Below are 24929 nucleotides of genomic sequence, written 5' to 3' on the forward strand. Positions count from 1 at the left end.
AGCAATGCCCGGTTCACTGCGGTCTCCGCTCGATGCCCGCGAGGGGCGCTCATCGGGTGGCCTCCTGCTCCTGCTGAAGCTCCTGGTAACGCTCGGGCATGACGGTGAAGCCGCCGGCCACGACGCCGGCGAGGGCAAGATAGGCACGCCGCGTCGGCGTGCGCAACGACTTCAGCTCGTTGCGCGGCGCGCGGTCCATGCTCAGGTGATCATCCCACGGGATGCGCACCAGCGCCCGGCAGCGGCCCCGCGCCACGGCCTCGGCCTGCTCGACGTCGTCCATGCTGCGGCGGCTCACCCCGTTGATGACCGTCACCGCGCGGGACCGCAGCTCCTCGTAGCCGTGGCCGTCCAGCCACTCGAACGTCATCGCGACGGCGCGGGGCGCGTCGGCGCTCGCCGGCGCGACGAGGACGATCTGGTCGGCGTAGGGCAGGACACGCGCCACCACGGCGGCGGCCGCGTCCAGCAGCGTCACCGAGTAGAACTTGTCGAGCGTGCGGATCGCGAGCGCGTAGTCGCGGTCGTCGAGCGCCTGCAGCGGGTTCTTGCCCGCCGCGATGACGTCGAGGCCGGACTTGGCCTGCGAGGTGTAGCGGCGCATCGCGGTGAGGCTGGACACCTGGTCGGCGCGCGTGATGAGGCCGGTCAGCGTCTCGTTGGTGTCGCTGCGGGTGCGCCGCGCGAGCGCGCCCGGCCCGGGGTTCACGTCGATCGCCACGACCGGCTCGCCGTTGTGCTGCGCGAACGTGTGCCCCAGCATCAGCGCCGTGACGGTCTGCCCGGCGCCGCCGGTGCAGCCGAGCACCACGACGTGCCGCGTCCCGTGGAACGGCTGCTGGATCCGCTGCTGGTAGTCGGCGTCGACCTCGCCGTGCCCGCCGCCGACGGCGTGGATGAGCCGCCGGAGCCCGCCGGACGTCACCTCGTGCTCGGGACCTGGCGGGGTGATCGCCGGACCGGACGGCGGGGGCGCCGGAGGCGGCGGCAGCGGCCGCGGGCGGACGGGCGAGGCGGGCTGCGAACGCACCTCCCGCGGCGGCGCCTCCTCCTCCACCGGGCGAGGGGCCTCCACCGGACGCGGCGGCGCCACGGGTGGGACGTTCTGCGCGGGCGGCGCCACCGGCTCGGGAGCGGTGCCCGGCCGCTGCGGCTTGGACAACCCCTTCGACCAGGGCCTGGGCGGCTCCCGCAACACTCCGGGCTGCTCCGCCGACGCAGCGGGACGCACCGGCGGCGCCTGCGGCGGCACGGGCCGCTCCGCCGACGCAGCAGGCAGTTCGGGCCGCGTCTCTTCCCGCTCCACCGCCCCGGGCGGCCGCTGCACCGTCCACCCAGGCCGCAACTCCGGCGGCACCGCCCGCACAGGAAGCTGCGCCGGGGGCGCGGAGGGCTGCTCCGGCGCGACAGGCGGCTGCGCCTGCGCCGCAGGACGCTCCGGACGCGCGAAGGGCCGCGCCGAGGGCGCGGGGGCCTGCTCCGGCCCGGCGGGCGGCTCCGAGTGCGCGGGGGATTGCCCAGGCTCGACGGGCGGCTCCGCCTGCGCGCCAAGCTGCTCCGAACGCGCGGCAGGCCGCTCCGGGGGCGCGGGGGCCTGCTCCGGCGCGACAGGCGGCTCCGCCTGCGCCGCAGGACGCTCCGGACGTGAGAAGGGCCGCGCCGAGGGCGCGGGGGCCTGCTCGGGCAGGGCGGGCGGCTCCGCCTGCGCGCCGAGCTGGCCCGAACGCGCGGCAGGCTGCGCCGGGGGCGCGGGGGCCTGCTCGGGCGCGGTGGGTGGCTGCACATGCGCGGCAGGCCGCTCCGGACGTGCGGGGCGCTGCTCCGGGGATGCAGGGGATTGCTCCGGCGCGGCGGGGGGGTGCACATGCGCGGCGGGGCGCTCCGGGCGTGCGGGGGGCTGCGCCGAGGGCGCTGGGGCCTGCTCCGGCGCGGTGGGCGGCTGCGCCTGCGCGGCGGGGTGCTCCGGACGTGCGGAGGGGGGTGCTGGGGGTGTGGGTTGTTGGGGGGTGGCGCCGAAGGCGCCGGGGACCAGGGGGACGTTGGGGCGGGTGGGTGAGGGGGGCTGCTGGTCCGGGGCGCGGGTGCCGGCGATCTTTCTGTCGCCGGGCTCTCCGTTGAAGGCCTGCGTCGCGCGGACGCGCTCGCCGTCGGCGGCGTGGGCCTGGTCGGGCTCGGTGGGCGGCTGCCGCGTGACGCCGTCGCCGGGTTCGGCGGGGCGCACCCAGCGGACGCTCGGCGCCGCGGGCTCGTTCTCGCGCGGGGGCGGCTCGGGGGTGCCCGCGATCTCCTCGGCGGCCCCGGGGGCGGGCTGCTGGGGGACGTCGGGCCGGGTGTCGCCGACCGGGACGGCCTGCCAGAACTCGGCCTGCTCGCCGGGGCGGCGGACGCCTGAGGCCAGGGCTCGCTTGCCGGAGCCGGGGGGCGGTGCGGGCGGGGGGACCTCCAGCCGTGGCGTCGCGGGAGGCTGCTCGACGCCGGCGGGGAAGGCCAGGACGTCGTCCTCGTGCGAGATGTCGCGGGTCGTGCGGCGCCACGCCTTGGGCGGGACGAGGGGCTCGGGCGCGGCGGGCGGGGCGGCGGGCTCGGGGGCCGTGGGGAACGGCGCCGCGGGGAGGGCGGCGGGGACGGCCTCGCGCTGGGCCGCGTACTCGACCAGCGACGGGGCGGTGGCGGCGACCGCGGGGCGCGGAATCAGGACCGGGGTCGCGGCGGGGGCCGCGGCGGGTTCCGGTTCGGCGGCGCGGCGGCGGGCGCGGCGGCGGGTCTTGATCGCGGCACGTTCCATGGCGGCGGCCGGGGCGGGGCTTCCGGTGCGCCGCCAGACGCGGGCCACGATGACGACCTCGTCGGGCTCCTGGATGGGGGTCAGGCGGCACCAGGTGCGGGGTTCGGCGAGGTAGCGGCTCTGGGAGAGCAGCAGCTCGGTGAGCCTCTTGCCCTCGATGACGGGGCGGGTCGCCAGCCAGGTGAGCACGCCCGGCGGGACGATGTAGAGCACGTGCCAGGGGGAGGCGAAGGGGATCCCGACGAGCCGGAGCAACCCGATCCACGGCACGAAGACGCCGAGGAAGACGCCGATCTGGACCAGCGGCAGCGGCATCGGAAGCCGCAGGTCGTACAGCTTGTAGAGCCGCTTCTCGATGCGCCAGATGTTCGTGTACGTGGGTAGATCCACGCCCTACTCCCCTAACTGCGCGAGCACCGTGCCGCCTGACGACCTCCGCCCGAGGTCAGGCGTTCACGCCTGGGGCCTCGGCGATCGCCTTGGCCGTGGTCTCGATGATGTCCGGTACGTGAAAGGCCGCTCCGATTCCGGTCGCCGGGCAGAGGGTGGTGGTGCTCACTTCGCGGCCTCTCATGATGCGTTCGGCTGCGTGGTGCCGCGAATGTCTTGGACGAGCCAGGTCGTCCCCTTTTTCACCATTGCAAGCTGGTAGCTCTGTTCGAGCTCACCGCCGCCGCCTCCCGCGGGCTGCCACACCACGGTCGCGGTGACGGTGCGCGAGCCATCAGGCCCCCTCGGCGCGACGACCTCCTTGACCTGGACGAAGACGACGGACTTGGCCATGCCGGCGATGGTCGCCCCGTTGGAGAAGCGGGACAGGGCCGCCTGGTTGCCGTTCGCGTACTCCTGGAAGAAGGTGCTGAGGAAGGGCTGGAGCTCGGTTTCGAGCGAAGTGTCGCGGTCCTGGACGCCGTCCTGGGGAAGCTGCGCCTTGGTCGGAGGCGGGAGCAGGGCGGGACGGGCGGAGACGACCAGCGAGCCGCTCCGGTCGGCGTACACCGGGACGGCGAGGCGGAGCCAGCGGTCGGTGGTGCGGGCCAGGAGCGTCACGGTGGCGTTGCTGGCGTCGCGGGCGTCGACGCCGGCGACCTGGACGGACTGCACCTGCATCTTGCCGACGCCGTTCCAGCCGTACTGGGCGTCGGCGCCGTCGGGCAGGAACGTCCGCAGCTGCGCCTCGCGGGCGGGCGCCGTCTTCTGGTCGAAGTTGAGGTAGACGTTGGCGAACTGGAGGGCGAAGGCGCCCGCGGCGCTGCTGGGGAACCCGGCGCTCCTCGGGGTCTTGGCCGGGGTGCCGCCGCTGGGCGTGTCGTCGGCGTTGAATCGTTCGAACGGGGCGCGGATGCCGTTGACGAGGATGACGAGGATCAGGGCCCACAGCACGGCGCGGCCGACCCAGACCCACCAGCGCCCGCCGGAGCCGCCCCAGCGGCCCCCGGCGCCCCCGCCGCGCGAACCGCCGCCGGACCGTCCGCGGCCGCGCTCGGGCAGGTCCCACGGGTCGGCGGACGACGCGAGCGCCCGGCCGGGCGCCGCGGTCTCCTCGACTACGGCGGTGTCACGGCCGCGTCCCACGGCCGACCTGCGAGCCATCCTGCCTCCGCTCGCGCCTCGCCCCCGGTCGGCGCGGTCCTGTTGCCCGGTCATGTCGGTGGCTTTTCCGAACCCACCTCGGGCCCAGGGTAACCACGGGCGTCAATTGTTCCAGCGCATCCCAGCGAAACACAGCCCCGGCACGCGGTTGCGGATAATGCAATCCACCTCAGCAGGAACGGGGAGGATTGCCAAACGGTGACGTTCTCCTACCCAGGGCTCCGAAGGGTGCGCAAGCCTAGGTAACGGACAAGCGGGACGCCTCAGAAGTGAGTCGGTCACGGGATGGCGACGGTACCCGCCATTCGCCGCGCCGAAATAACCGACATGACGCTACAAAAGCGACACTGAGCACTAAAACACCCAGCTCATCCGGCACGTGGGCCGCAGGGGCATCCCGTGTCGCCAAAATCACACGGATCACGACGCCTTCCCGGCCCACGGCGGGCCGCGATGGGCCGCGATGGGCCGCGATGGGCCGCGATGGGCCGCGGTCAGACGTTGAAGCGGAACTCCACGACGTCGCCGTCCTGCATGACGTAGTCCTTGCCCTCCATGCGCACCTTCCCGGCGGTGCGGGCGGCGGCCATCGAGCCCGCCGCGGTCAGGTCGCCGAAGGACACGATCTCGGCCTTGATGAAGCCGCGCTGGAAGTCGGTGTGGATGACGCCGGCGGCCTCCGGCGCGGTGGCGCCCACGGGGATCGTCCAGGCGCGCGACTCCTTGGGCCCCGCCGTCAGGTACGTCTGGAGACCGAGGGTGGCGAACCCGATCCGGACGAGCTGCGACAGCCCGGACTCCTCCTGCCCCATCCCCTGCAGCAGTTCGAGCGCCTCGTCGTCGGGCAGCTCGATCAGCTCCGCCTCGATCTTGGCGTCCAGGAAGATCGCCTCGGCGGGGGCGACCAGGGAGCTCAGGCGCTCGCGCAGGGCCTCGTCGGTCAGCTCGCTCTCGTCCAGGTTGAAGACGTAGAGGAACGGCTTGGCGGTGAGCAGGTGCAGCTCGCGCAGCAGCTCCAGGTCGACCCCGGCCGGCCCGGCGCCCGCGAACAGCGTGACGCCGTCGTTCAGGAGCTTCTGCGCGGCGTTGACGGCGTCGACGACGGCGAGCTTGTCCTTGTCCTTCTTGGTCCGGGCCTCCTTGTCGAGGCGCGGCAGCGCCTTCTCGATCGTCTGGAGGTCGGCCAGGATCAGCTCGGTGTTGATCGTCTCGATGTCGCGGGACGGGGCGACGTCGCCGTCCACGTGCGTGACGTCCGGGTCGTCGAACGCCCGGATGACCTGGCAGATCGCGTTGGTCTCCCGGATGTTGGCGAGGAACTTGTTGCCGAGCCCCTGCCCCTCGGACGCGCCCTTGACGATGCCCGCGATGTCGACGAACTCCATCGTCGCCGGGATCACCTTCTGCGAGCCGTACAGCTCGGCCAGCACGGTCAGCCGCGGGTCGGGCACCCCGACCACGCCGACGTTGGGGTCGATGGTCGCGAACGGGTAGTTGGCGGCCAGCGCGTCGTTCTTGGTCAGCGCGTTGAAGAGCGTCGACTTGCCGACGTTGGGCAGCCCGACGATTCCGATGGAGAGGCTCACGGCCGTCAAGTTTATGGGCGCTCGCGGACCCCTCGGGCTGCCCGGAACCTCCGTACGGCCTCCCTCTGGTGAACACTGGGCCAAATGTCCGGTGACGCGGGGCATCCCGGCGCGTCGCGGTCGCCGAACGCGGACGCGCTGTCACGATGAGCGGATGGACCTCGCGCTGTTCGCCGGACTCCTCGTCGGCGCCGTCTTCGGCGCCGTCGCCGGGTACGCGCTTGCGACGGGCAGGCAGGGCGCGCTGATCGCGCGGGCGCGCGCGGCCGAGGAGAAGCTCGCCTACGCCGAGGAGCGGATGGCCGAGCACTTCGAGAACCTGTCGGCCAAGGCCCTGGACGCCAGCAACCAGCGGTTCCTGGAGCTGGCGGACGCGCGGCTCAAGGCGGCCGGCGTCGAGGCGGCCGGGGAGCTGCAGCGGCGCCAGCAGGCCGTCGAGCACCTGGTCGCGCCGCTCAAGGAGACGCTCGCCAAGGTGGAGGAGCAGCTCCGCGAGGTGGAGACGGGGCGCCGCGAGTCGCACGCCATGCTGGCCAAACAGGTCGACTTCGTCCGGCAGAGCTCCGACCAGCTCCGGCGCGAGACGCAGTCGCTCGTGCGGGCGCTCCAGCGCCCGGAGGCCAGGGGACGCTGGGGCGAGCTCCAGCTCCGCCGCGTCGTGGAGCTGGCCGGGATGACGCACCACTGCGACTTCGACGAGCAGGCCGGCGCGGTCACGGCCGACGGCACGGTCCGTCCCGACATGGTGGTGCGGCTGGCCGGCGGCAAGAGCATCGTGGTCGACTCCAAGGTCTCGCTGGCCGCCTACCTGCAGGCGGCGGAGAGCGGCGACCCCGTGCGGCTGGACGCGCACGCGCGGCACCTGCGCGACCACGTCGACCGCCTGTCGGCCAAGTCGTACTGGCAGGCGTTCAGCCCGGCTCCGGAGTTCGTCGTGCTGTTCATCCCGGGCGAGGCGTTCCTGGCGCCCGCCCTCGACCGCGACCCCGGCCTGCTGGAGTACGCGATGAGGCGGCGCGTGCACATCGCCACGCCGACCACCCTCATCACGATGCTGCGGACGGCGTCCTACGCGTGGCAGCAGGCGGCCCTCTCCCGCAACGCCCGCGCGGTCTTCGATCTGGGCCGGGAGCTGTACGAGCGGCTGGGCACGATGGGGCAGCACGTCGACGAGCTCGGCCGCGCGCTGACCGGCGCCATCAAGTCCTACAACCGGACGGTCGGATCCCTGGAGACGCGCGTTCTGGTCAGTGCGCGCAAGCTGAACGAGCTCGGAGTGGTGGACGACGGCCTGGAAAGCCCCCATCCTGTCGAGGAGAGCCCCCGCGCTCTGTCCGCGGCCGAACTGACCGCATACGACGAACTTTTCGACGACGAGGACCATCTGCCTGATCGGGACCATTCCCGGCCTGGCCCCGCCGCGGGTGCGGCGGGTCCCGGCGGGCGCGTCCCCGAGCAGGGCGATCCGCGGAACGTCCAAGAGCGGAACGGGCCGGGGCGTGTGGGGGGTCCGCCTCCCACGGGGAAGAGGTGGCGATGAGTTCATCGACGGTACGCGACGCGCCGGGCGGCGCCTCGGCGTCCCCGGATCGTCCGGCGCGGCGCCGGCGCGGCGGTCCGTCCCGCTCGGAGTCGGCCGGCCCGGTCACGCTGACCGGCCGCGGCGGCATCGTGGTCATGTTCGCCGCCGGGGTGTTGTGCGGGCTGCTGTCGCGGTGGTTCGGCGTGCCGCTGCTCGCCGGCGCCGGGTTCGCGATCGGCTGCGCGCTCGCCGCGTTCGCGACCCGTCCCGCCGACCTGCTCACGCTCGTCGTCAGCCCGCCGCTGGTGTTCCTCGCCGCCACGCTCACGGTCGTGCTCGTCACGACGCTCGGCGAGGGCTCGCTGCTGCGCGGCGTCACGGTGGGCGTGTTCACCGCGCTCGCGGCGACCGCGCCGTGGCTGTTCTTCGGCACGCTGCTCGTGGTCGTGATCTGCCTGGCGCGCGGCGTCCTGACGAACGCCCGGGAGCTGCACGACAAGCTGGTCGGGGTGCGCCTCTTCGAGAAGGAGGAGAACGAGAACCCCGTCCGGTGGGACGAGTCCCCCGGCACGCCCAAGGAGGGCCGCCACGCCCGCAGCGACCGGCCGCCCTCCGGGGGCGCGGGTTAGACGGGCGTGATGCGCAGGTCCTTGCGGAGCTCCTTCGGCAGGGAGAACCGCATCCTCTCCTCGACGGACTCGATCTCCTCGGCCTCGCCGTAGCCGCGCTCGGCGAGCCAGGCGAGGACCTCCTGGACGAGCTCGTCCGGGACGGACGCGCCGCTCGTGACGCCCACCGTGGCGACGCCCTCAAGCCAGGCCGGGTCGATCTGCTTGGCGTAGTCGACCAGGTAGGCGGCGTCGGCGCCGTGCTCCTTGGCGACCTCGACCAGGCGGACGGAGTTGGAGGAGTTGGTCGATCCCACCACGATGACGAGCTGCGCCTGCGCCGCCATCTCCTTCACCGCGACCTGCCGGTTCTGGGTGGCGTAGCAGATGTCGTCGGAGGGCGGGTCCATCAGCTTGGGGAACCGCTCGCGGAGCTTCTCGACGGTGGCGACGGTCTCGTCGACCGACAGCGTGGTCTGCGACAGCCACGCGACCTTCTCGGGGTCGCGGACGGTCACGTTGGCGACGTCGTCCGGGCCGTCCACGAGGTGGATGTGGTCGGGGGCCTCGCCGGTGGTGCCGATGACCTCCTCGTGGCCCTCGTGGCCGATCAGCAGGATGTCGTAGTCGTCGGCGGCGAACCGGACGGCCTCCTTGTGGACCTTGGTCACCAGCGGGCACGTCGCGTCGATGGTGCGCAGGTCCAGGCCCCTGGCCTCCTCGTGCACGACGGGCGCCACGCCGTGGGCGGAGAACACCACGATGGAGCCCTCGGGGACCTCCTCGGTCTCCTCCACGAAGATCGCGCCACGCTCCTCCAGCGTCTTCACGACGTGCACGTTGTGGACGATCTGCTTGCGGACGTAGATCGGGGCCCCGTACTTCTCCAGGGCGATCTCGACCGCTTGCACGGCCCGGTCGACGCCCGCGCAGTAACCACGCGGCTTGGCGAGCAGGACACGGCGCTGGGTGGAGGTCATGGGTCCATCGTACGAGGGGCCGGGCTGTGACCGACTCCACGGCACGCTTTGCCAGAATTCCATTCACCCCGCGTGACCAGGGTCGCACCGATGGGGCAGAGTGAGTGGGGACCGGAGACGAGGCAGGAAGAGGAACGTCCGATGAGGAAATCGCCGCGCCGCCTCAGTGAGCAGGTCCGCGAAACGGTGGGCGAGCAGGTCCGGGATCTCCCGCTGCACGCCGTCCGGCTGGCCATGTTCGGCGTCGGCCGCGCACTGCTGCTCACCGACCGGGTGACCAGGGACTACAAGGAGATCACCGAAGGCGGCGGTGTGAAGCCGGTGGCCCTGCGGCTGCGCGACGACGTCCAGCACACGGCCGGGAAGGTCGTCGGGCTGGTCTCCGAGCGCGTCCGCGGTGAGGAGCCCGAGGCCGGGCCCGCTCCCGAGCCCGCGCGCCGCACCAGGCCCGCGGCCGCCCGGAAGGCCACCGAGGAGATCTCGGTCGGCAAGCCCGGCGCCGGGGAGGCCCACAAGCCGAAGCACGCCCGCCCTGGACCGCCGCCGAAGCCCGCCAAGCCGGGCGCGCTGGGCAGGCACCACGCCAAGGCGGGGGGCGAGGCCGGTCCGGCCGCCGCGCCGGCGCCGAAGCCGGTGCCGTCCGAGCCGAAGCCGGAGCCCGCGCCGCAGGCCGAGCCCGCCCCGAGCCCGAAGGCCGCCGAGCCCGCCAGGCCGAAGCCGAAAACCGCCGAGCCCGCCAAGCCGAAGCCGGCCGAGGCTCCGAAGGGCAAGGCCGCGGAGAAGAAGGCGGACGAGGCCGCGTTCGAGCCGAAGCCGGAGGCCAAGCCCGCCGCGCAGGCGGAGGCCGCGCACATCGCCGAGGATCTCCCGGTGCCCGACTACGACAGCGCCACGCTGCCGCAGCTGCGCGCGCGCCTTCGCGGCCTGTCCGCCGACCAGGTGAAGCTCCTGCGCGAGTACGAGCGCAAGCACGCCGGCCGTGAGGACGTCATCCGCATGTACGAGCGCCGCATCGCCAAGCTCAACGGCCTCAGCTGAGCGGTACGAGCAGGAAGGGAGCCCCCGGAGCGTCCGGGGGCTTCTTCCGTTCCGGGGGCGGTCAGGCGGCCGCCGGGGCGTCCTGGAAGGCGTGGTCGACGTCGACCCGCTCCAGCGGCGCCAGGTGCCGGCGGCGCACCGCGAGGATGCCGATCGCGACGGCGCAGCACGCGGCGCCGACGACGTAGGGCAGTTTCGCGTCGACCTCCTCCGCGAGCTTCGTCGCGATGAACGGGGCGAGGGCGCCGCCCATCCACCGGACGAAGTTGTACCCGGCGGACGCGACGGGCCGCGGGCTGTCGGAGACCTCCATGGCGGCCTCGGTGAACGCGGTGTTGTTCAGCCCGATCGGGATGCCGGACAGGACGGTGCAGGCGATGATCCCGCCGTGCCCGAGGAACGCGAGCCCGAACTGGAACACGATCAGCAGCGCCAACGCCAGGTACATGACCCGGACGGTCCCGATGCGCCGCTGGAGCATGGGGGCGCCGAACACCGACGCCAGCGCGACCATCACGCCCCAGCCGAAGAACACCAGGCCGATGCCGTGCGCGCTCATCCCGAGGACGAACGGAGTGAAGGCCAGGATGGTGAAGAACGCGTAGTTGTAGAAAAGCGCGGTGAAGGCCGTGGTGGACAGGCCGCCGTGCGCCAGGGCCCGGATCGGCGCGCTCAGCCGGGTCTTCTCGGCGGGCTTCGGCGTGGGCTTGAGCAGCGTGCCGATCAGCAGGAAGCCGACCGCCATGAGCGCGGCGGTGCCGAAGAAGGGGAACCGCCAGTTCATGTCGCCGAGCAGAGCGCCGGCTAGCGGCCCGAGCGAGATGCCGATGCCGAGCGCCGCCTCGTAAAGAATGATCGCCGACTCCGCCCCGCCCGAGGCAGCGCCGACTATGACCGCGAGCGCGGTAGCGACGAACAGGGCATTGCCGAGGCCCCAGCCCGCGCGGAAGCCGACGAGCTGCCCGACGGTCCCGGACGTCCCGGCGAGGGCGGCGAACGCCACGACGAGCGCCAGCCCGATCAGCAGCGTCCTCTTCCCGCCGATCCGGCTGGACACCCAGCCGGTGACCAGCATCGCCACCGCGGTGATCAGGAAGTAGCTGGTGAACAGCAGGGACACCTGGCTCGGCGAGGCGTCCAGGTTCTTCGCGATCGCGGGCAGGATCGGGTCGACGAGACCGATGCCCATGAAGGCGACGACCGCGGCGAAGGCCGTCGCCCACACCGACGTCGGCTGCCTGAGGATGCCGCCGCCCTTCGGGGTCGCCGAGGGCTTCGCGTGCATGAGTACCTCCGTGTGTTCAGGGTGCGCCGAAGAGCTTGTCGAGGGCGGGCAGCGCCGCGGCGACCGCCGCGCGCTCCTCGTCCGTCAGCTCCGCGAACCGCTCGGCGAGGAAGCCGATCCGGCGCTCGCGCCCGGCGGCCAGCCGGTCGCGTCCGGGCCCGGTGAGCCGGGCGGTGACGACGCGGGCGTCGGAGCCGCTCCGGCCGCGCGCGACCAGCCCGTCGCGCTCCAGCCGGTTGATCTGCGCCGTCATGGTCGGCAGCCGGACGCCGTGCTCGGCGGCCAGCTCCGTCATCCGCCGCGGCCCGTGCTCCAGGGAGCCGAGCACGGACAGCTGCTGGCTGGTGATCGGCTGGTCGGCGCTGACCTGCCGGAGCATCAGCACCACGTGGCGCAGGCGCCGGTTGAGCTGCTCGGCGAGCTCGCGTTCGGATGCGGTCACGGCGTTCTCCTCGACATTACTTAGCCAGTCTAAGTTAGCTTGACTAATCTTCAGTGGTCCGGGACGTGTCTCTTCGGTCACACCGGATTCTGCCGGTGCGGGCGACGTGGGGGCCGGTGGGGCGGGGTGCGCCGTAGGCTGCCTGCATGGCTATGGAGACCACGGCCGAATCACCGGTTCCGGTGCGCACCGTCCTGCAGGCGGTGAGCGGGTGGATCGGCAGGCTCGGCCGCATCTGGGTGGAGGGTCAGATCACCGACCTCAACGCCCGCGGCGGCACGGTCTACATGACGCTCCGCGACCCGGTGGCGAACATGTCGGTGCGGGTCGTCGGCCCGCGCGCGGTGTTCGAGGCCGCCGGGCCGGCGGTCACCGACGGCGCCCGCGTCGTCGTGCACGCCAAGCCCGACTTCTGGATCAACCGCGGGACGTTCTCGCTCAGCGTGCTGGAGATCAGGCCGGTCGGCGTCGGCGAGCTGCTGGCCCGGCTGGAGCGGCTCAAGCGCGTGCTGGCGTCCGAGGGGCTGTTCCGGCCCGAGCGCAAGCGCCCGCTGCCCTTCCTGCCCGGCCGGATCGGGCTGATCTGCGGGCGCGACTCCGACGCCGAGCACGACGTCCTGCAGAACGCGCGGCGGCGCTGGCCCGCGGTGGCGTTCCGGGTGGAGAACACCGCCGTGCAGGGCTCGTACGCGGTCGGCGAGGTGATGGAGGCGCTGCGCGTGCTGGACGCCGATCCCGAGATCGATGTGATCATCATCGCGCGCGGCGGCGGCGCGATGGAGGACCTGCTGCCGTTCTCCGACGAGGCCCTGGTCCGCGCGGTCCACGCCGCCCGCACCCCGGTCGTCAGCGCGATCGGGCACGAGCAGGACAGCCCGCTCCTGGACCTGGTCGCCGACGTCCGGGCCTCCACCCCGACCGACGCCGCGAAGAAGGCCGTGCCGGACGTGCGCGAGCAGCTCCAGCTCGTCCGGCAGCTGCGCGACCGGGGGCGGCGGTGCCTGTCCGGTGCGGTGGAACGGGAGCTGGCGTGGCTGCGGTCGGTGCGCTCGCGGCCCGCGCTGGCCGACCCGGTGCGGGAGATCGAACGGCAGTCCGAGCAGGTCGCGGCGCTGCGCGACCGGGCGCGGCGGTGCCTGTCGGCGGCGCTCGACCGGGCCGGGGACGAGCTCGGGCACACCCGCGCCCGGCTGCTCGCCCTCTCCCCCGCCGCGACGCTGGAGCGCGGATACGCGATCGTCCAGCGGGAGGACGCGTCGGTGGTGCGGGAGTCGGCGTCGGTCAAGGACGGCGAGCGCCTGCACGTGCGGCTCGCCGACGGGCGGCTCGGCGTGAGCGTGACCGGCCGGGAATGAACCGTGCTGCGCCGCCCGAGGGACGGGCGGTCGTCCGGGGGATGAGAGGGTGGGCCGGTGGCGGACGACAAGGGGACGGCCGAGAAGCCGTCGTACGAGCAGGCGCGCGACGAGCTGGCCGAGGTCGTGAAGCGGCTGGAGGCCGGCGGCCTGACGCTGGAGGAGTCGCTCGGCCTGTGGGAGCGGGGCGAGAGGCTCGCCGCGGTCTGCGAGGAGTGGCTGGAGGGCGCCCGCGCCCGGCTGGCCGCGGCCCTCGACCGGCCGGACGACGGGGACGCCGCCGCCCCGTTCTGAGGCTCAGGAGGCCGGCGTGGCCGTCGTCGCGGGTGTCGGGCCCCCGGTCTTCGCCTGCTCCTTGAGCGACCCGGCCAGGACCGCCAGCTCCGCGTAGGACGCGGTGCCGGTGACGACGAGGCTGACCCCGTTCGGAAGCGTCCGGGCGAGGGTGTTGGCCTTCTTGTCCTTGCGGTGGTACTTGGTCCAGGTGGCGCCGTTGACCTGCTGCGTCCCGACCGGCTGGCTACTGTTGGCCATGCGCGGGACGTACTGCGACGCCTTCTCGTTGCTCTGCTCCAGCGCCGCGTACTCGTCGCTGGGCGTCACGAACCCCAGGTGCCAGGCGACCGGGTCCTTGCCGCCGGAGCCCAGGCCGTTCACGCGCGAGCTGTTGGGACGCCAGGTGGCGGGCAGCCCCTCGGGCGCGTGGACGGTGTAGGGCGCGTCGTTGCGCATCGCCCACAGCTGCGAACCGTAGTCGACCGTCGGCAGGACCTCCTTGTCGCTGCGCGGCGAGACGACGTAGACCGCCAGCACGATCAGCAGGCAGGCGCCCATCGCCATGGTGAAGCCGCCGAGGCCGGTGGTCAGCCGCTTGTACACGCCGGGGCTCACCTCGACCACGGGGCGTCCCGCGGGCGCTTCGGGCGCGGCCGGGGCGGCCTCGGTTCCGGTGGCGGAGGATGGGGTCTCGTCGGTCACCCCTCCAGGATCCCCCACCCTCAGCGCTGCTCCGTACCGGGGTTGCGGATCGTGCCGACGATGACCATGATCTTGTCGGCGAGCCGGCGGGCGGCGTCCTCGTCGTCCAGCAGCGAGATCTCCGACACCGCGCCCGCCATCGCGCCCGTGAGCACCGTGACCAGGGCCTCGTCCACGCCGCCGTCGGCGGTGTGGAACAGGGCGGCGTTGCGGCGGGCCCACTTGTTCAGGCGCTGGCGCATGACCCGGTCGAACCCGGGGGGCCCGTCGCCGGAGATGAACAGCCGGGCGACGTCCCGCTCGTCCAGGCAGCCGTTGAGGTAGGCGCCCGCGCCGGCGATGAACTGCCGCATCGGGTCCTTCTCGCCGGCCTCCCGGACCGCGTTGATCGCTTCGCGGGTGCGCTCCTGCTGGCGTCCCTGGAAGTCCTCGAACAGCGTCAGGTACAGGTCCGCCTTGCCGTTGAAGTGGTGGTAGAGGCTGCCCACGCTGGCGCCGGCCTTGGCGACGATGTCGGTCACCGCGGCCTGGGCGAAGCCGGACTCGCAGAAGACGTCCCTGGCCGCGGCCAGCAGGGCGCCGCGGGTGGCGGCCCCGCGGTCGGAGGTCCGCGCGGGGCCGTCGGCGGGCCGCGCGCCCCCGTTCTGAGTCACCCCGCCGGACGGGACGTCGATGTCGCTGCTCATGACGCCTGAGATTACGCCCTCTCCCAGGGGGAAACGATCCCTTGTCCGTGCCGCCGTGGTTTCACGGCTCCGCACCGTGCTCGTTCCGCCCGCGCCAGGACACCTGTTCGACCCCGTGCCCGGATGGCCCGCGGCCCGGCTGGTCTGGTCCAATTTGTGGCCTGCCATCCGATCCACGGAGAATCCGAGGCACCACCGACCGAAGGGGCTGCCCCGCCATGTCCGATGAGACCACCGTTTCCTCCCCCCTCGCCACCGAGCCGTCGGCGCCGGACCGCAACCTCGCGATGGAGCTGGTCCGGGTGACCGAGGCCGCCGCGATGGCCGCGGCCCGCTGGGTCGGCCGGGGGGACAAGAACGGCGCCGACGGGGCCGCCGTGAACGCGATGCGCCAGCTGATCAACACGGTGTCCATGCGGGGCGTCGTCGTGATCGGCGAGGGCGAGAAGGACAACGCGCCGATGCTGTACAACGGCGAGGAGGTCGGGGACGGCTCCGGCGCCGAGTGCGACGTCGCCGTCGACCCGGTGGACGGCACCCGGCTGACCGCGCTCGGCATGAACAACGCGATCGCGGTCCTGTCGGTGGCGCCGCGCGGGTCGATGTTCGACCCGTCGGCGGTGTTCTACATGGAGAAGCTGGTGACCGGTCCGGAGGCGGCGGGCGCCGTCGACATCGAGCGCCCGATCGCCGACAACATCCGCGCGATCGCCCGCGCCAAGGGGTCCTCGCCGCACGACGTGACGGTCTGCATCCTGGACCGGCCGCGGCACGAGGGCATCGTCAAGGAGGTGCGGGAGGCCGGGGCGCGGATCAAGTTCATCCTGGACGGCGACGTGGCCGGCGCGATCATGGCGTGCCGGCCGGGCACCGGCGTGGACCTGCTGCTCGGCATCGGCGGCACCCCGGAGGGCATCATCGCCGCGTGCGCGATCAAGGCGCTCGGCGGGGTGATCCAGGGCCGGCTGTGGCCGCAGGACGACGAGGAGCGGCGCAAGGCCACCGACGCGGGCCACGAGCCGGGCCGGGTGCTCACCACCGACGACCTGGTGACCTCCGACGACGTGTTCTTCGCCGCGACCGGCATCACCGACGGGGAACTGGTGGACGGCGTCCGCTACAGCAAGGGCACGGCGGTCACGCACTCGCTGGTCATGCGGTCGCGCAGCGGCACCATCCGGACGATCTCCAGCGAGCACCAGCTGAGCAAGCTGCGCGCCTACAGCGCGATCAACTTCGACACGGCGGTGTAGGGGGCGCGGCGCTACCGGCGGCGGCCGAGGCGGTTGCGGACGCGGCTGCGCAGCGGGAGCCGCGGAGCCCGCGCCCGCACCGAGCCGAAGATCATCGTGCCGCCCACCTCGATGGTCGGCCCCTCGGCCGCGGGGCGGGCCCGCAGGTCGCGGGTGCTGAGGATGGTGCGGCCCGTGACGTCCACGCGGACGCCCTCGGGGACCAGGAGCCGGATCCGGCCGCCGAGCACCAGCGAGTCGACCACGATGTGGCGGCGCTGCAGGACGGCCTCGCGCAGGTCCAGCTCGACCGTCCCGAACAGGGCCAGGAGCGGGAGCTTCACCGGGACGACCCAGCGCCCGTCGCGGCGGGTGCGGCCGAAGAAGACCGAGACCGGGCGGTCGTCCACGAGGATGGGCTGCGCCTCCTCGGGGCTGAGGTCGCCGGTGAGCCCCGTCAGCTCGCCCAGGGTGCGGGCGGCGTAGACGCGGGAGACGCGCTCGGAGTGCTCCTCCATGGTGAGCCGCCCGTCCGCGAGGGCCTCGCCCAGGACGGCGGCGACGCGTTCCCGGTCGGCGTCGGACGCGCGCAGGTCGCGCACGTTGGTGACCTTCTCGGTCGCCGGGCGATGGGGGACGTCCACACAGGAGAGGGTATCCCCCGGCGGGGACGGCCCCGCGGGAAAACGGGTGGGGATTCGTCCCTCCTATACCTAGTGTGAGAGGTATGACCTTGCATCGTGCCCAGATCGCGGCTGCCCGCGAGGGCACCGGCACGGCGGCGATCAGCCTTCGCGGCGTCGTGAAGCGGTTCGGCGACTTCGCCGCCGTGGACGGGCTCGACCTGGAGGTCCCGTCCGGGGTCTGCCTGGGGCTACTCGGCCCGAACGGCGCCGGCAAGTCGACGACGATGAAGATGCTGACCGCGCAGGCGATCGCCGACGAGGGCACGATCCGCGTGCTCGGCTTCGACGTCCCCCGGGAGTCCAAGCGCGCGCGGGCGGCGATGGGCGTCGTCCCGCAGCAGGACAACCTCGACGAGGAGCTGACCGCGCGCGAGAACCTGGAGGTGTTCGCGCACCTGTACCGGGTGCCGCGCAGGGCGCGGCGCGCGGCGGTGGACGACGCGCTGGCGATCGCGCACCTCACCGGGCGCCAGCTGACCAGGGTGGACGACCTGTCCGGCGGCATGCGGCGCCGGCTGCTGATCGCCCGGGGGCTGGTGCACCGGCCCGCGCTCGTCCTGCTGGACGAGCCGACCGTGGGCCTCGACCCGCAGGTGCGGGCCGAGCTGTGGGGGCTGATCGACGGGCTGCGCGCCGGCGGCACGACCGTGCTGATGTCGACGCACTACATCGAGGAGGCCGAGCGCCTCGCCGACGAGTGCGCGCTGATGTCGCACGGCAGGGTCATCGCGCGGGGCACGCCGTCGGCGCTGGTCGCCGAGTACGCGGGCGAGCGGGTCGTCGAGCACTACGGGCCGCCGGACCGGCTGACGGAGGTGGAGCGGGTCGCGCGGGCGGCCGGGCTGCCGACCCGCCGCACCGGGCCGTCGGTGTCGGTGCTGAAGGCCGAGACCATCGCGCCCTCGGTGGAGGACGAGCTCGGCCCGGACGGCGTCCGCCGCGCCTCCAACCTCGAGGACGTGTTCGTGGTGCTGACCGGGGAGCGTGTGGATTGACCGCCCAGGCGGAAGCGGTGCGGGCGGAGCGGGCGCCGCGGCTGCGGCGGTTCGAGACCGCCCCGGTCCGCGGGATCTGGCGGCACGAGCTGGCCCTCTACAAGCGGTACTGGAAGTCGCAGTCGTTCGCCTCGATGGTGGAGCCGACGTTCTTCCTGCTGGCCTTCGGCTACGGGTTCGGCTCGATGGTCGCGGTGATCGGCGACTACCGGTACCTGGACTTCGTGGCGACCGGCGTCGTCGGGACGGCGGCGCTGTTCACCTCGGTGTTCCCGGGGATGTTCAACGGCTACATCAGGCGCGTGTTCCAGCACACCTACGACGCGATGCTCGCCGCGCCCGTGGACGTGCACGAGCTGGTGACGGCCGAGGCGCTGTGGATCGCGGCCAAGTCGGCGGTGTACTCGTGCACCCCGCTCGTCGTGGCGCTGTTCTTCGGCCTCGACCCGTCCCCCGGGATGCTGCTGGTGCCGTTCGTGACGTTCTTCACCGCGCTCGGCTTCGGGCTGTTCGGCATGTGGACGTCCTCGGTGGTGCCGTCGATCAACTCGTTCGACTACGTGATCACCGGCGTGGTGACGCCGCTGTTCCTGATCGCCGGGACGTTCTTCCCCATCGACGCGCTGCCCGGCTGGGCGCAGAAGGTGTCGCACCTCAACCCGCTGTACCACTGCGTGCAGCTGGTCCGGGACGCGGTGTTCGGCCTGCGCCCGCTCGCCGACCTCGGGCACCTCGGCGCGCTGGTGCTCTTCGCCGCGCTGATGTGGATCATCGCGGTCCGGGGGATGCGCAAGCGCCTCATCGACTGACGCTCCCCCGCCCATTGACCTGGGGCGTACCCTGTCCCTACGCTGACGCGAATCTTCTTCACATTGCGTCCGCCTAGGGTGCGCAGCCAGAGAGGTCGGGGCGCATGAGCGAGGGCACCACCGCCCGGGACCGCCGGGCCCGGTTCGCCGCGTACACGGCGTTCGCCGTCCAGGGGCTCTGCTTCGCCTCGCTGGTGACACAGGTACCGAAGATGCAGGAGGCGCACCACCTCAGCGACGCGACGCTGTCGCTGGTGCTGCTCATGGTGCCGCTGGTCGCGGGCGTCGGGAGCGTCGCCTCCGGGGCGCTGTTCCAGCGGCTCGGCAGCGGCCCGGTGCTGCGCGTCTCCCAGCCCGCCGTGGCGGTCACGATCGCCCTGATCGGCCTCACCGGCGACAACGACCTCGCCCTCTACCTGGCCGTCGCCGCCTTCGGCCTGTTCGTCGGCGCGGTGGACGCGTCGATGAACGCCCAGGCGATCGCCGTCGAGCGCCGCTACGGGATCAGCCTGATCACCGGGTTCTACGCGGTGTGGAGCATCGCGGGGATCCTCGGCGGCCTGTGGGCGTCCCTCACCAACAAGCTGGACCTGTCGCTGTTCACCGGCTTCGCCCTCGCCGCCGCCGTCGGCGTCGCCGCCTCGCTCGCCACCGGCGGCCGCCTCTACCGCCGCGGGGAGGAGGGGGACGGGCCGACCGCCGCCGAGCTCAAGGCGGCCGGGCGCAGCGTCCCGTGGCGTCCGATCCTGATCGTGGGCGCCGCGATGGCCGTCGCCTACCTGGCCGACTCTGCGATCTCCAGCTACGGCGCCAAATACCTGGACGACGAGCTGTCGGCGAGCGACTGGGTCGCCCCGCTCGGCTACGTCGCCTACCAGATCACCATGGTCGTCAGCCGCGCCGTCGCCGACCTCGCCGTCCGCCGCTCGGGCCCCGTCACGGTGGTGCGGATCGGCGGGCTGGTCGGCATCCTCGGCATGGCGGGCGTGGTCGCCGCGCCCAGCGCGCCCTTCGCCATCGCCGCGTTCGCGCTCGCCGGACTCGGCCTGAGCGTGATCGCCCCGGTGTCCTTCTCCGCCGCCGGACGCGTCGACCCGACCGGCCTCGGCATCGCCGTCTCCCGGGTCAACATCTTCAACTACGTCGGGTTCGTCCTCGGCGCCGCCGTGGTCGGGGCCATCGCCCCGCTCAGCACCGACCACGGCCTGCGCATCGCCTTCATCGTTCCGTCGGTCCTGATCCTGGTCGTCTTCGCCACCGCGAAGGGATTCGCTGTGTCCTCCCAGGGGGGCGACCCCCTGGGACCCCCGTCGCGAGCCGGGCGATCCTCACGCCACAGTGCGGGCTACCGCGCCCGTGCGGATTCGTGACGTGTCGCTGCGGTCGCACCGTGTCCTCCCAGGGGGCGACCCCCTGGAACCCCCGTCGCGAGCCAGGCGATCCTCACGCCACGGTGCCGGTTTCCCGCGCCCGCGCGGGTTCGTGACGTGTCGCTGCGGTCGCCCGGCTCGACGGGTCGGGCGACCTCCAGGCGCCTAGAGCGCCTTCCAGCCACCCGACCCGCACCATGCCCACCCAGGGGGGCGACCCCCTGGAACCCCCGTCGCGAGCCAGGCGATCCTCACGCCACGGTGCCGGTTTCCCGCGCCCGTGCCGGTTTGTGACGTGTCGCTGCGGTCGCCCGGCTCGACGGGTCGGGCGACCTCCAGGCGCCTAGAGCGCCTTCCAGCCACCCGACCCGCACCATGCCCACCCAGGGGGGCGACCCCCTGGAACCCCCGTCGCGAGCCAGGCGATCCTCACGCCACGGTGCCGGTTTCCCGCGCCCGTGCCGGTTTGTGACGTGTCGCTGCGGTCGCCCGGCTCGACGGGCCGGGCGACCTCCAGGCGCTAGAGCGCCTTCCACCCACCCGACCCGCACCGTGTCCCCAGGGGGCGACCGTCAGACGTCTTCGGCCAGGGCTGTGATGGCGCGTTCGCCTTCGGCCTGGGCCTCCTCGGGGGACATGTCCTTCAGGGCTTGGCTGAGCGCCACTTCGGCGGCGTCGGCCGCGGCCCGGAGCGTCACGGCGTGCTCCTGTGCCCGTTCGAGGTCGCCCAGACCGACACAGTCGAAGGCCACCTGCGCGTCATGGCCGGCCATCTTCAACTGCCGCGCGGCCTCTTCCAGACTCATGCATTCCTCCTACACCGGGGATGCTGTTCTTACCCTCCATCACCATGGGCAACCGCGTGACCCAGCAGTTGCGCGGCTTTGACCAGGCGGGGCTCCGAGAGGCCCGCGTAGCCGAGGACGAGCGCGGGGGGCGCCTCCTCGGCACGGCGCGGCGACCACATGGCGCGGGCGCCCGCGACCGACACCCCGGCTCGCGCGGCCCGCTCCACGACCTCGTCCTCGTCGCATCCGCCCGGCAGCTCCACGTAGAGGTGGATGCCCGCTGAGACGCCGTGAACCCTGGCGCCGGGCAGGTTCTCGGCGAGCGCGCCGGCGAGGGCGTCCCGCCGGGCCCGGTACCGCCTCCGCATGGTGCGCAGATGCCGGTCGTAGCCCCCGCCGCGCAGGAACTCGGTCAGCGCGTACTGCTCCAGGACGGGCGCGCCGAGGTCGGTGTTGGTGCGGTGCTCCCGCAGGCCCTCGGCGAGGAACGACGGCGCGAGGGCCCAGCCGAGGCGCAGGGCCGGGGCGAGCGACTTGCTGACCGAGCCGAGCAGGACGACCCGGTCGGGGTCGACGCCCTGGAGGCAGCCGACGGGGTCGCGGTCGTAGCGGAACTCGGCGTCGTAGTCGTCCTCCAGGATCACCCCGTCCACGTCGCGCGCCCAGGCGATCAGCGCGGCGCGGCGCGCCGGGGACAGCACGACGCCGGTCGGGTACTGGTGCGCGGGCGTGACGAGCACGGCGCGGGCCTGGGTGCGGGCGAGCGCCGCGACGTCCACGCCCTCCTCGTCCACGGGGACGCGGACGAGGCGGACCCCGGCGGCGGCCAGCATCGGCAGCTGCCGGACGCTGGTGGGGTCCTCGACGGCGAGCGCGGTGTGACCGTCGGCGCGCAGCTGGCCCAGCAGGCCCGACAGGCCCTGCGCCACCCCGTTCATGATCACGATCCGGCCCGGGTCGGCGTGCGCGGCGCGCACCCGGCCGAGGTAGGACGCGAGCTCGGCGCGCAGGTCCGGGACGCCGGCCGGGTCGGGGTAGCCGAGCGCGTCGTGCGGCAGGGTGCGCAGCGCCGCGCGGGCGGCGGAGATCCAGCGCTCGCGGGGGAACGCCGAGAGGTCGGGCTGCCCCGGGGTCAGGTCGTACAGGACCGCCGGTTCCGCCGGGCGCTCGGCCGACGGGGGCCGCGGGCGGGACGGCGGCGGCCCGCTCCCCTCGTCGGGACGGGCCAGCGGCGCGATGCGGGTGCCGTCGCCGCGCCGCGCGATCAGGAAGCCCTCGGCGGTGAGCTGCTCGTAGGCGGTGACGACGACACCGCGGGAGACGTCCAGGTCACGGGCCAGGTCGCGGCTCGACGGCAGCCGGGTCCCGGCGGTCAGCCGGCCGGAGCGCACCGCCGCGCGGAAGCCCGCGGCGATCTGCGCGGCCAGCCGCCCGGCGGACCGGTCGAGGGAAAGATGAAGGTCGGTCACATGACTCTCAGCGTCAAGGGGCGGTGTGGACGTCACGGAGAGGGTATTGGTCCAGATTCAGATGGATTGATTGGCTCTGTCCGGTGGACCAAGGGCGCCCTAGCGTTCGGTCCATGAACACCTCCCAGAAGCGCGGCATGGCGGGTGCCGGGGCCGCGATGTCCCTCGTCGGCACGCTGACCGCCGTCTCGGCGACCATCTCCGGCTATCCCGTCTTCGGCGGTCAGGCCGCCCGGTACGCCGCGGCCGCGCTGGTCCTGCTGGTCGTGGCCCGCCTGGCCGGAGGGCCCGCGCGCCGGCCCTCCGCGCGGGACTGGCTGCTGCTGACGGCGCTGGCGGCCACCGGGCTGGTCGCGTTCAACGTCTGCATCGTGCTGGCCACCCGGGACACGAGCCCCGCCACCGTCGGCACGGTGATCGCGACGGTCCCGATCGTGCTCGCGGTGGTCGGGCCGCTGCTGGACGGGCGCCGCCCCGCTCCGGCGATCATCGCGGCGGCCTGCGTGGTCGCGGCGGGGGCGGCGCTCGCGAACGGGCTCGGCAGCGGGAGCGGCCGCGGGCTGCTGCTCTCGCTCGGCGCCCTCGCCGGGGAGGTGGGCTTCTCGCTGCTGGCCGTGCCGCTGCTGCCGCGCCTCGGGCCGCTGCGGGTCTCGGCCTACTCCGCCGCGCTGGCCGTCCCGATGCTCCTGGCGGCCGGCCTCGTCGCGGACGGCACGGCGCTGCTGCGCGTCCCGACGCCCGGCGAGCTGGCAGGCTTCGCCTACCTCTCGATCGTCGTCACCACGATCGCGTTCCTGCTCTGGTACGACGCCATCGGGCGGCTCGGGGCCGACCGCGCCGGGCTGTGCGCGGGCCTGATCCCGGTCAGCGCGGTGGTCACGACCGTCGCGCTCGGCATCGGCCGGCCGGAGCCGGCCGATCTGGCGGGCGCCGCCCTGGTCGCCGCGGGCGTCGTGGTGGGCCTGCGCGCCCGGGTCGCCCCCCGTGGGTCCGCGCCCGCCGAGCCCGTAACCTGTGAGGCGGCCCCCATCGGAATCGCGCGAGGATCTGCCTGAGATGCCTGAGTTCTCCTTCACCGACCTGCTCCCGCTCGGCCCGGACGAGACCGACTACCGGCTCCTGACCTCCGACGGGGTCTCCACGTTCGAGGCGAACGGGCGGACGTTCCTGCAGGTCGAGCCGGAGGCTCTGCGGCTGCTCACCGAGACCGCGATGCGCGACATCGCCCACCTGCTGCGTCCGGCGCACCTGGCGCAGCTCCGCCGGATCCTGGACGACCCCGAGGCGTCCCCGAACGACCGGTTCGTCGCGCTGGACCTGCTGAAGAACGCGGGCATCGCGTCCGGCGGCGTCCTGCCGATGTGCCAGGACACCGGCACCGCGATCGTCATGGGCAAGCGCGGCCAGCACGTCCTGACGGACGGCGACGACGAGCGGCACATCTCGCGCGGCGTGTACGACGCCTACACGAAGCTGAACCTGCGTTACTCGCAGATGGCGCCGGTGACGATGTGGGACGAGAAGAACACCGGCTCCAACCTGCCCGCGCAGATCGAGCTGTACGCGACGCCCGGCGACGCCTACAAGTTCCTGTTCATGGCCAAGGGCGGCGGCAGCGCCAACAAGTCCTTCCTCTACCAGGAGACCAAGGCCGTCCTGAACCCCAAGCGGATGATGTCCTTCCTGGAAGAGAAGATCCGCTCGCTCGGCACGGCCGCGTGCCCGCCGTACCACCTGGCGATCGTCGTGGGCGGCACGTCCGCCGAGTACGCGCTGAAGACCGCCAAGTACGCCTCCGCCCACTACCTGGACGCGCTGCCGGCCGAGGGCTCGCCGCTCGGGCACGGGTTCCGCGACCTGGAGCTGGAGCTCCAGGTCTTCGAGCTGACGCAGAGGCTCGGGATCGGGGCGCAGTTCGGCGGCAAGTACTTCTGCCACGACGTGCGGGTGATCCGGCTGCCGCGGCACGGCGCGTCCTGCCCGGTCGCGATCGCGGTGTCGTGCAGCGCCGACCGGCAGGCCCTCGCCAAGATCACCGCGGAGGGCGTGTTCCTGGAGCGGCTGGAGACCGACCCCGCCCAGTACCTGCCCGACACCACCGACGAGCACCTGGACGACGACGTCGTCTCGATCGACCTGAACCGCCCGATGGCCGAGATCCGCGCGGAGCTGACCCGCTACCCGGTCAGGACGCGGCTGTCGCTCACGGGCCCGCTCGTCGTGGCCCGCGACATCGCGCACGCCAAGATCAAGGAGCGGCTGGACGCGGGCGAGCCGATGCCGGCGTACCTGCGCGACCACGCCGTCTACTACGCGGGCCCGGCCAAGACGCCCGAGGGCTACGCGTCGGGCTCGTTCGGGCCGACCACGGCCGGCCGGATGGACTCCTACGTCGAGCAGTTCCAGGCCGCGGGCGGCTCCCTCGTCATGCTGGCCAAGGGCAACCGGTCCAAGCAGGTCACCGACGCCTGCAAGGAGCACGGCGGCTTCTACCTGGGCTCGATCGGCGGCCCCGCGGCGCGGCTCGCGCAGGACTGCATCAAGAAGGTCGAGGTCCTGGAGTACCAGGAGCTCGGCATGGAGGCCGTCTGGAAGATCGAGGTCGAGGACTTCCCGGCGTTCATCGTGGTGGACGACAAGGGCGAGGACTTCTTCGCCGACACCACCGGACCCGTGCTCAGCATCGGCAGGCGCTGACGTCCGGGGGCGTCCCGCGGACCCC

Annotated in this window: 22 protein-coding genes; 11 read left to right on the plus strand and 11 right to left on the minus strand. The window is 73.3% G+C overall.

The annotated features are described in order from the left end of the window. Positions 1-49: 49 nt before the first annotated feature. From BJY14_RS46495 to ychF, 3 genes are all read right to left on the minus strand, one after another. Entirely contained in the window at positions 50-3175 is a 3126-nt protein-coding gene (locus BJY14_RS46495; RefSeq protein ID WP_179843936.1) for a TcpE family conjugal transfer membrane protein, read from the minus strand. A gap of 180 nt (positions 3176-3355) precedes the next feature. Further along, entirely contained in the window at positions 3356-4378 is a 1023-nt protein-coding gene (locus tag BJY14_RS13485) for a conjugal transfer protein (RefSeq protein ID WP_218905346.1), read from the minus strand. 494 nt (positions 4379-4872) lie between these two features. Next, entirely contained in the window at positions 4873-5964 is a 1092-nt protein-coding gene (ychF, locus tag BJY14_RS13490) for a redox-regulated ATPase YchF (protein WP_179843937.1), read from the minus strand. A gap of 154 nt (positions 5965-6118) precedes the next feature. Here ychF and BJY14_RS13495 point away from each other — a divergent pair, with 154 nt between their 5' ends. Continuing rightward, entirely contained in the window at positions 6119-7504 is a 1386-nt protein-coding gene (locus tag BJY14_RS13495) for a DNA recombination protein RmuC (RefSeq protein ID WP_179843938.1), read from the plus strand. Further along, complete coding sequence (locus BJY14_RS13500) at positions 7501-8115, plus strand: DUF6542 domain-containing protein (protein WP_179843939.1); 615 nt, start codon at positions 7501-7503, stop codon at positions 8113-8115. Before BJY14_RS13495 ends, BJY14_RS13500 begins: the two co-directional genes overlap by 4 nt. On the opposite strand, the gene BJY14_RS13505 is transcribed toward BJY14_RS13500, so the two are convergent. Then, positions 8112-9074 (minus strand): 4-hydroxy-3-methylbut-2-enyl diphosphate reductase, encoded by a 963-nt coding sequence (locus BJY14_RS13505; protein ID WP_179843940.1) that lies wholly within the window; start codon positions 9072-9074, stop codon positions 8112-8114. The two genes, BJY14_RS13500 and BJY14_RS13505, sit on opposite strands and share 4 nt — an antisense overlap. Before the next feature lie 141 nt (positions 9075-9215). Here BJY14_RS13505 and BJY14_RS13510 point away from each other — a divergent pair, with 141 nt between their 5' ends. Beyond that, complete coding sequence (locus tag BJY14_RS13510; protein ID WP_179843941.1) at positions 9216-10112, plus strand: DUF8129 domain-containing protein; 897 nt, start codon at positions 9216-9218, stop codon at positions 10110-10112. 61 nt (positions 10113-10173) lie between these two features. On the opposite strand, the gene BJY14_RS13515 is transcribed toward BJY14_RS13510, so the two are convergent. Together BJY14_RS13515 and BJY14_RS13520 are read right to left on the minus strand one after the other, a co-directional pair. Beyond that, the gene (locus BJY14_RS13515) at positions 10174-11397 is read right to left on the minus strand and encodes an MFS transporter (protein ID WP_179843942.1); all 1224 of its coding nucleotides are present in this window, start codon (positions 11395-11397) and stop codon (positions 10174-10176) included. Between the two features lie 16 nt (positions 11398-11413). Continuing rightward, positions 11414-11839 carry a MarR family winged helix-turn-helix transcriptional regulator gene (locus BJY14_RS13520; protein WP_308206494.1) on the minus strand — a complete coding sequence of 142 codons (426 nt, stop codon included), beginning with the start codon at positions 11837-11839 and terminating at the stop codon, positions 11414-11416. A 146-nt stretch (positions 11840-11985) separates the two neighbouring features. On the opposite strand from BJY14_RS13520, the gene xseA reads away from it, so the two are divergent. Together xseA and BJY14_RS13530 are read left to right on the plus strand one after the other, a co-directional pair. Next, positions 11986-13194, plus strand: a complete 1209-nt coding sequence (gene xseA / locus BJY14_RS13525; protein ID WP_179843943.1) for an exodeoxyribonuclease VII large subunit — start codon at positions 11986-11988, stop codon at positions 13192-13194. A gap of 57 nt (positions 13195-13251) precedes the next feature. Then, positions 13252-13488, plus strand: a complete 237-nt coding sequence (locus tag BJY14_RS13530; protein WP_179843944.1) for an exodeoxyribonuclease VII small subunit — start codon at positions 13252-13254, stop codon at positions 13486-13488. 3 nt (positions 13489-13491) lie between these two features. On the opposite strand, the gene BJY14_RS13535 is transcribed toward BJY14_RS13530, so the two are convergent. Both BJY14_RS13535 and BJY14_RS13540 read right to left on the minus strand, forming a co-directional pair. Then, positions 13492-14172: a DUF4245 domain-containing protein gene (locus tag BJY14_RS13535; protein ID WP_179843945.1), complete on the minus strand. Its 681-nt coding sequence runs from the start codon at positions 14170-14172 to the stop codon at positions 13492-13494. A 20-nt stretch (positions 14173-14192) separates the two neighbouring features. Then, the gene (locus BJY14_RS13540; RefSeq protein WP_179843946.1) at positions 14193-14858 is read right to left on the minus strand and encodes a TetR/AcrR family transcriptional regulator; all 666 of its coding nucleotides are present in this window, start codon (positions 14856-14858) and stop codon (positions 14193-14195) included. Positions 14859-15076: 218 nt separating this feature from the next. Here BJY14_RS13540 and glpX point away from each other — a divergent pair, with 218 nt between their 5' ends. Continuing rightward, positions 15077-16111 (plus strand): class II fructose-bisphosphatase, encoded by a 1035-nt coding sequence (gene glpX, locus BJY14_RS13545; RefSeq protein WP_179843947.1) that lies wholly within the window; start codon positions 15077-15079, stop codon positions 16109-16111. Positions 16112-16122: 11 nt separating this feature from the next. On the opposite strand, the gene BJY14_RS13550 is transcribed toward glpX, so the two are convergent. Then, positions 16123-16734 (minus strand): DUF1707 SHOCT-like domain-containing protein, encoded by a 612-nt coding sequence (locus tag BJY14_RS13550; RefSeq protein WP_312879193.1) that lies wholly within the window; start codon positions 16732-16734, stop codon positions 16123-16125. Positions 16735-16817: 83 nt separating this feature from the next. Between BJY14_RS13550 and BJY14_RS13555 the strand changes: the two genes are divergently transcribed. From BJY14_RS13555 to BJY14_RS13565, 3 genes are all read left to right on the plus strand, one after another. Continuing rightward, positions 16818-17771, plus strand: a complete 954-nt coding sequence (locus tag BJY14_RS13555; protein ID WP_179843948.1) for an ABC transporter ATP-binding protein — start codon at positions 16818-16820, stop codon at positions 17769-17771. Further along, on the plus strand, positions 17768-18580 hold the full coding sequence (locus BJY14_RS13560; RefSeq protein ID WP_179843949.1) for an ABC transporter permease: 813 nt from the start codon (positions 17768-17770) through the stop codon (positions 18578-18580). Before BJY14_RS13555 ends, BJY14_RS13560 begins: the two co-directional genes overlap by 4 nt. 104 nt (positions 18581-18684) lie before the next feature. Further along, a complete protein-coding gene (locus tag BJY14_RS13565) occupies positions 18685-19950 on the plus strand; it encodes an MFS transporter (protein WP_179843950.1) in 1266 nt (421 codons plus the stop codon). Positions 19951-20522: 572 nt separating this feature from the next. Here the strand turns inward: BJY14_RS13565 and BJY14_RS13570 are convergent. Beyond that, the gene (locus BJY14_RS13570; protein ID WP_179843951.1) at positions 20523-20756 is read right to left on the minus strand and encodes a hypothetical protein; all 234 of its coding nucleotides are present in this window, start codon (positions 20754-20756) and stop codon (positions 20523-20525) included. 29 nt (positions 20757-20785) lie between these two features. After that, positions 20786-22207, minus strand: coding sequence for a MocR-like pyridoxine biosynthesis transcription factor PdxR (pdxR, locus tag BJY14_RS13575; protein WP_179843952.1), 1422 nt, complete (start codon positions 22205-22207; stop codon positions 20786-20788). Between the two features lie 113 nt (positions 22208-22320). Here pdxR and BJY14_RS13580 point away from each other — a divergent pair, with 113 nt between their 5' ends. After that, complete coding sequence (locus BJY14_RS13580; protein ID WP_179843953.1) at positions 22321-23262, plus strand: EamA family transporter; 942 nt, start codon at positions 22321-22323, stop codon at positions 23260-23262. Position 23263: 1 nt separating this feature from the next. Next, the gene (locus BJY14_RS13585; RefSeq protein ID WP_179843954.1) at positions 23264-24904 is read left to right on the plus strand and encodes a fumarate hydratase; all 1641 of its coding nucleotides are present in this window, start codon (positions 23264-23266) and stop codon (positions 24902-24904) included. Positions 24905-24929 lie beyond the last annotated feature (25 nt).

Source organism: Actinomadura luteofluorescens (genome assembly GCF_013409365.1).
GTDB lineage: Bacteria > Actinomycetota > Actinomycetes > Streptosporangiales > Streptosporangiaceae > Spirillospora > Spirillospora luteofluorescens.

Coding starts and splice junctions, on each gene's coding strand:
- BJY14_RS13555 (WP_179843948.1), top strand. CDS start 16,818: ATGACCTTGCATCGTGCCCAGATCGCGGCTGCCCGCGAGGGCACCGGC.
- BJY14_RS13495 (WP_179843938.1), top strand. CDS start 6,119: ATGGACCTCGCGCTGTTCGCCGGACTCCTCGTCGGCGCCGTCTTCGGC.
- BJY14_RS13565 (WP_179843950.1), top strand. CDS start 18,685: ATGAGCGAGGGCACCACCGCCCGGGACCGCCGGGCCCGGTTCGCCGCG.
- BJY14_RS13510 (WP_179843941.1), top strand. CDS start 9,216: ATGAGGAAATCGCCGCGCCGCCTCAGTGAGCAGGTCCGCGAAACGGTG.
- xseA (WP_179843943.1), top strand. CDS start 11,986: ATGGCTATGGAGACCACGGCCGAATCACCGGTTCCGGTGCGCACCGTC.
- BJY14_RS13485 (WP_218905346.1), bottom strand. CDS start 4,378: ATGGCTCGCAGGTCGGCCGTGGGACGCGGCCGTGACACCGCCGTAGTC.
- BJY14_RS13500 (WP_179843939.1), top strand. CDS start 7,501: ATGAGTTCATCGACGGTACGCGACGCGCCGGGCGGCGCCTCGGCGTCC.
- glpX (WP_179843947.1), top strand. CDS start 15,077: ATGTCCGATGAGACCACCGTTTCCTCCCCCCTCGCCACCGAGCCGTCG.
- BJY14_RS13540 (WP_179843946.1), bottom strand. CDS start 14,858: ATGAGCAGCGACATCGACGTCCCGTCCGGCGGGGTGACTCAGAACGGG.
- BJY14_RS13585 (WP_179843954.1), top strand. CDS start 23,264: ATGCCTGAGTTCTCCTTCACCGACCTGCTCCCGCTCGGCCCGGACGAG.
- BJY14_RS13580 (WP_179843953.1), top strand. CDS start 22,321: ATGAACACCTCCCAGAAGCGCGGCATGGCGGGTGCCGGGGCCGCGATG.
- BJY14_RS13570 (WP_179843951.1), bottom strand. CDS start 20,756: ATGAGTCTGGAAGAGGCCGCGCGGCAGTTGAAGATGGCCGGCCATGAC.
- BJY14_RS13505 (WP_179843940.1), bottom strand. CDS start 9,074: ATGACCTCCACCCAGCGCCGTGTCCTGCTCGCCAAGCCGCGTGGTTAC.
- BJY14_RS13515 (WP_179843942.1), bottom strand. CDS start 11,397: ATGCACGCGAAGCCCTCGGCGACCCCGAAGGGCGGCGGCATCCTCAGG.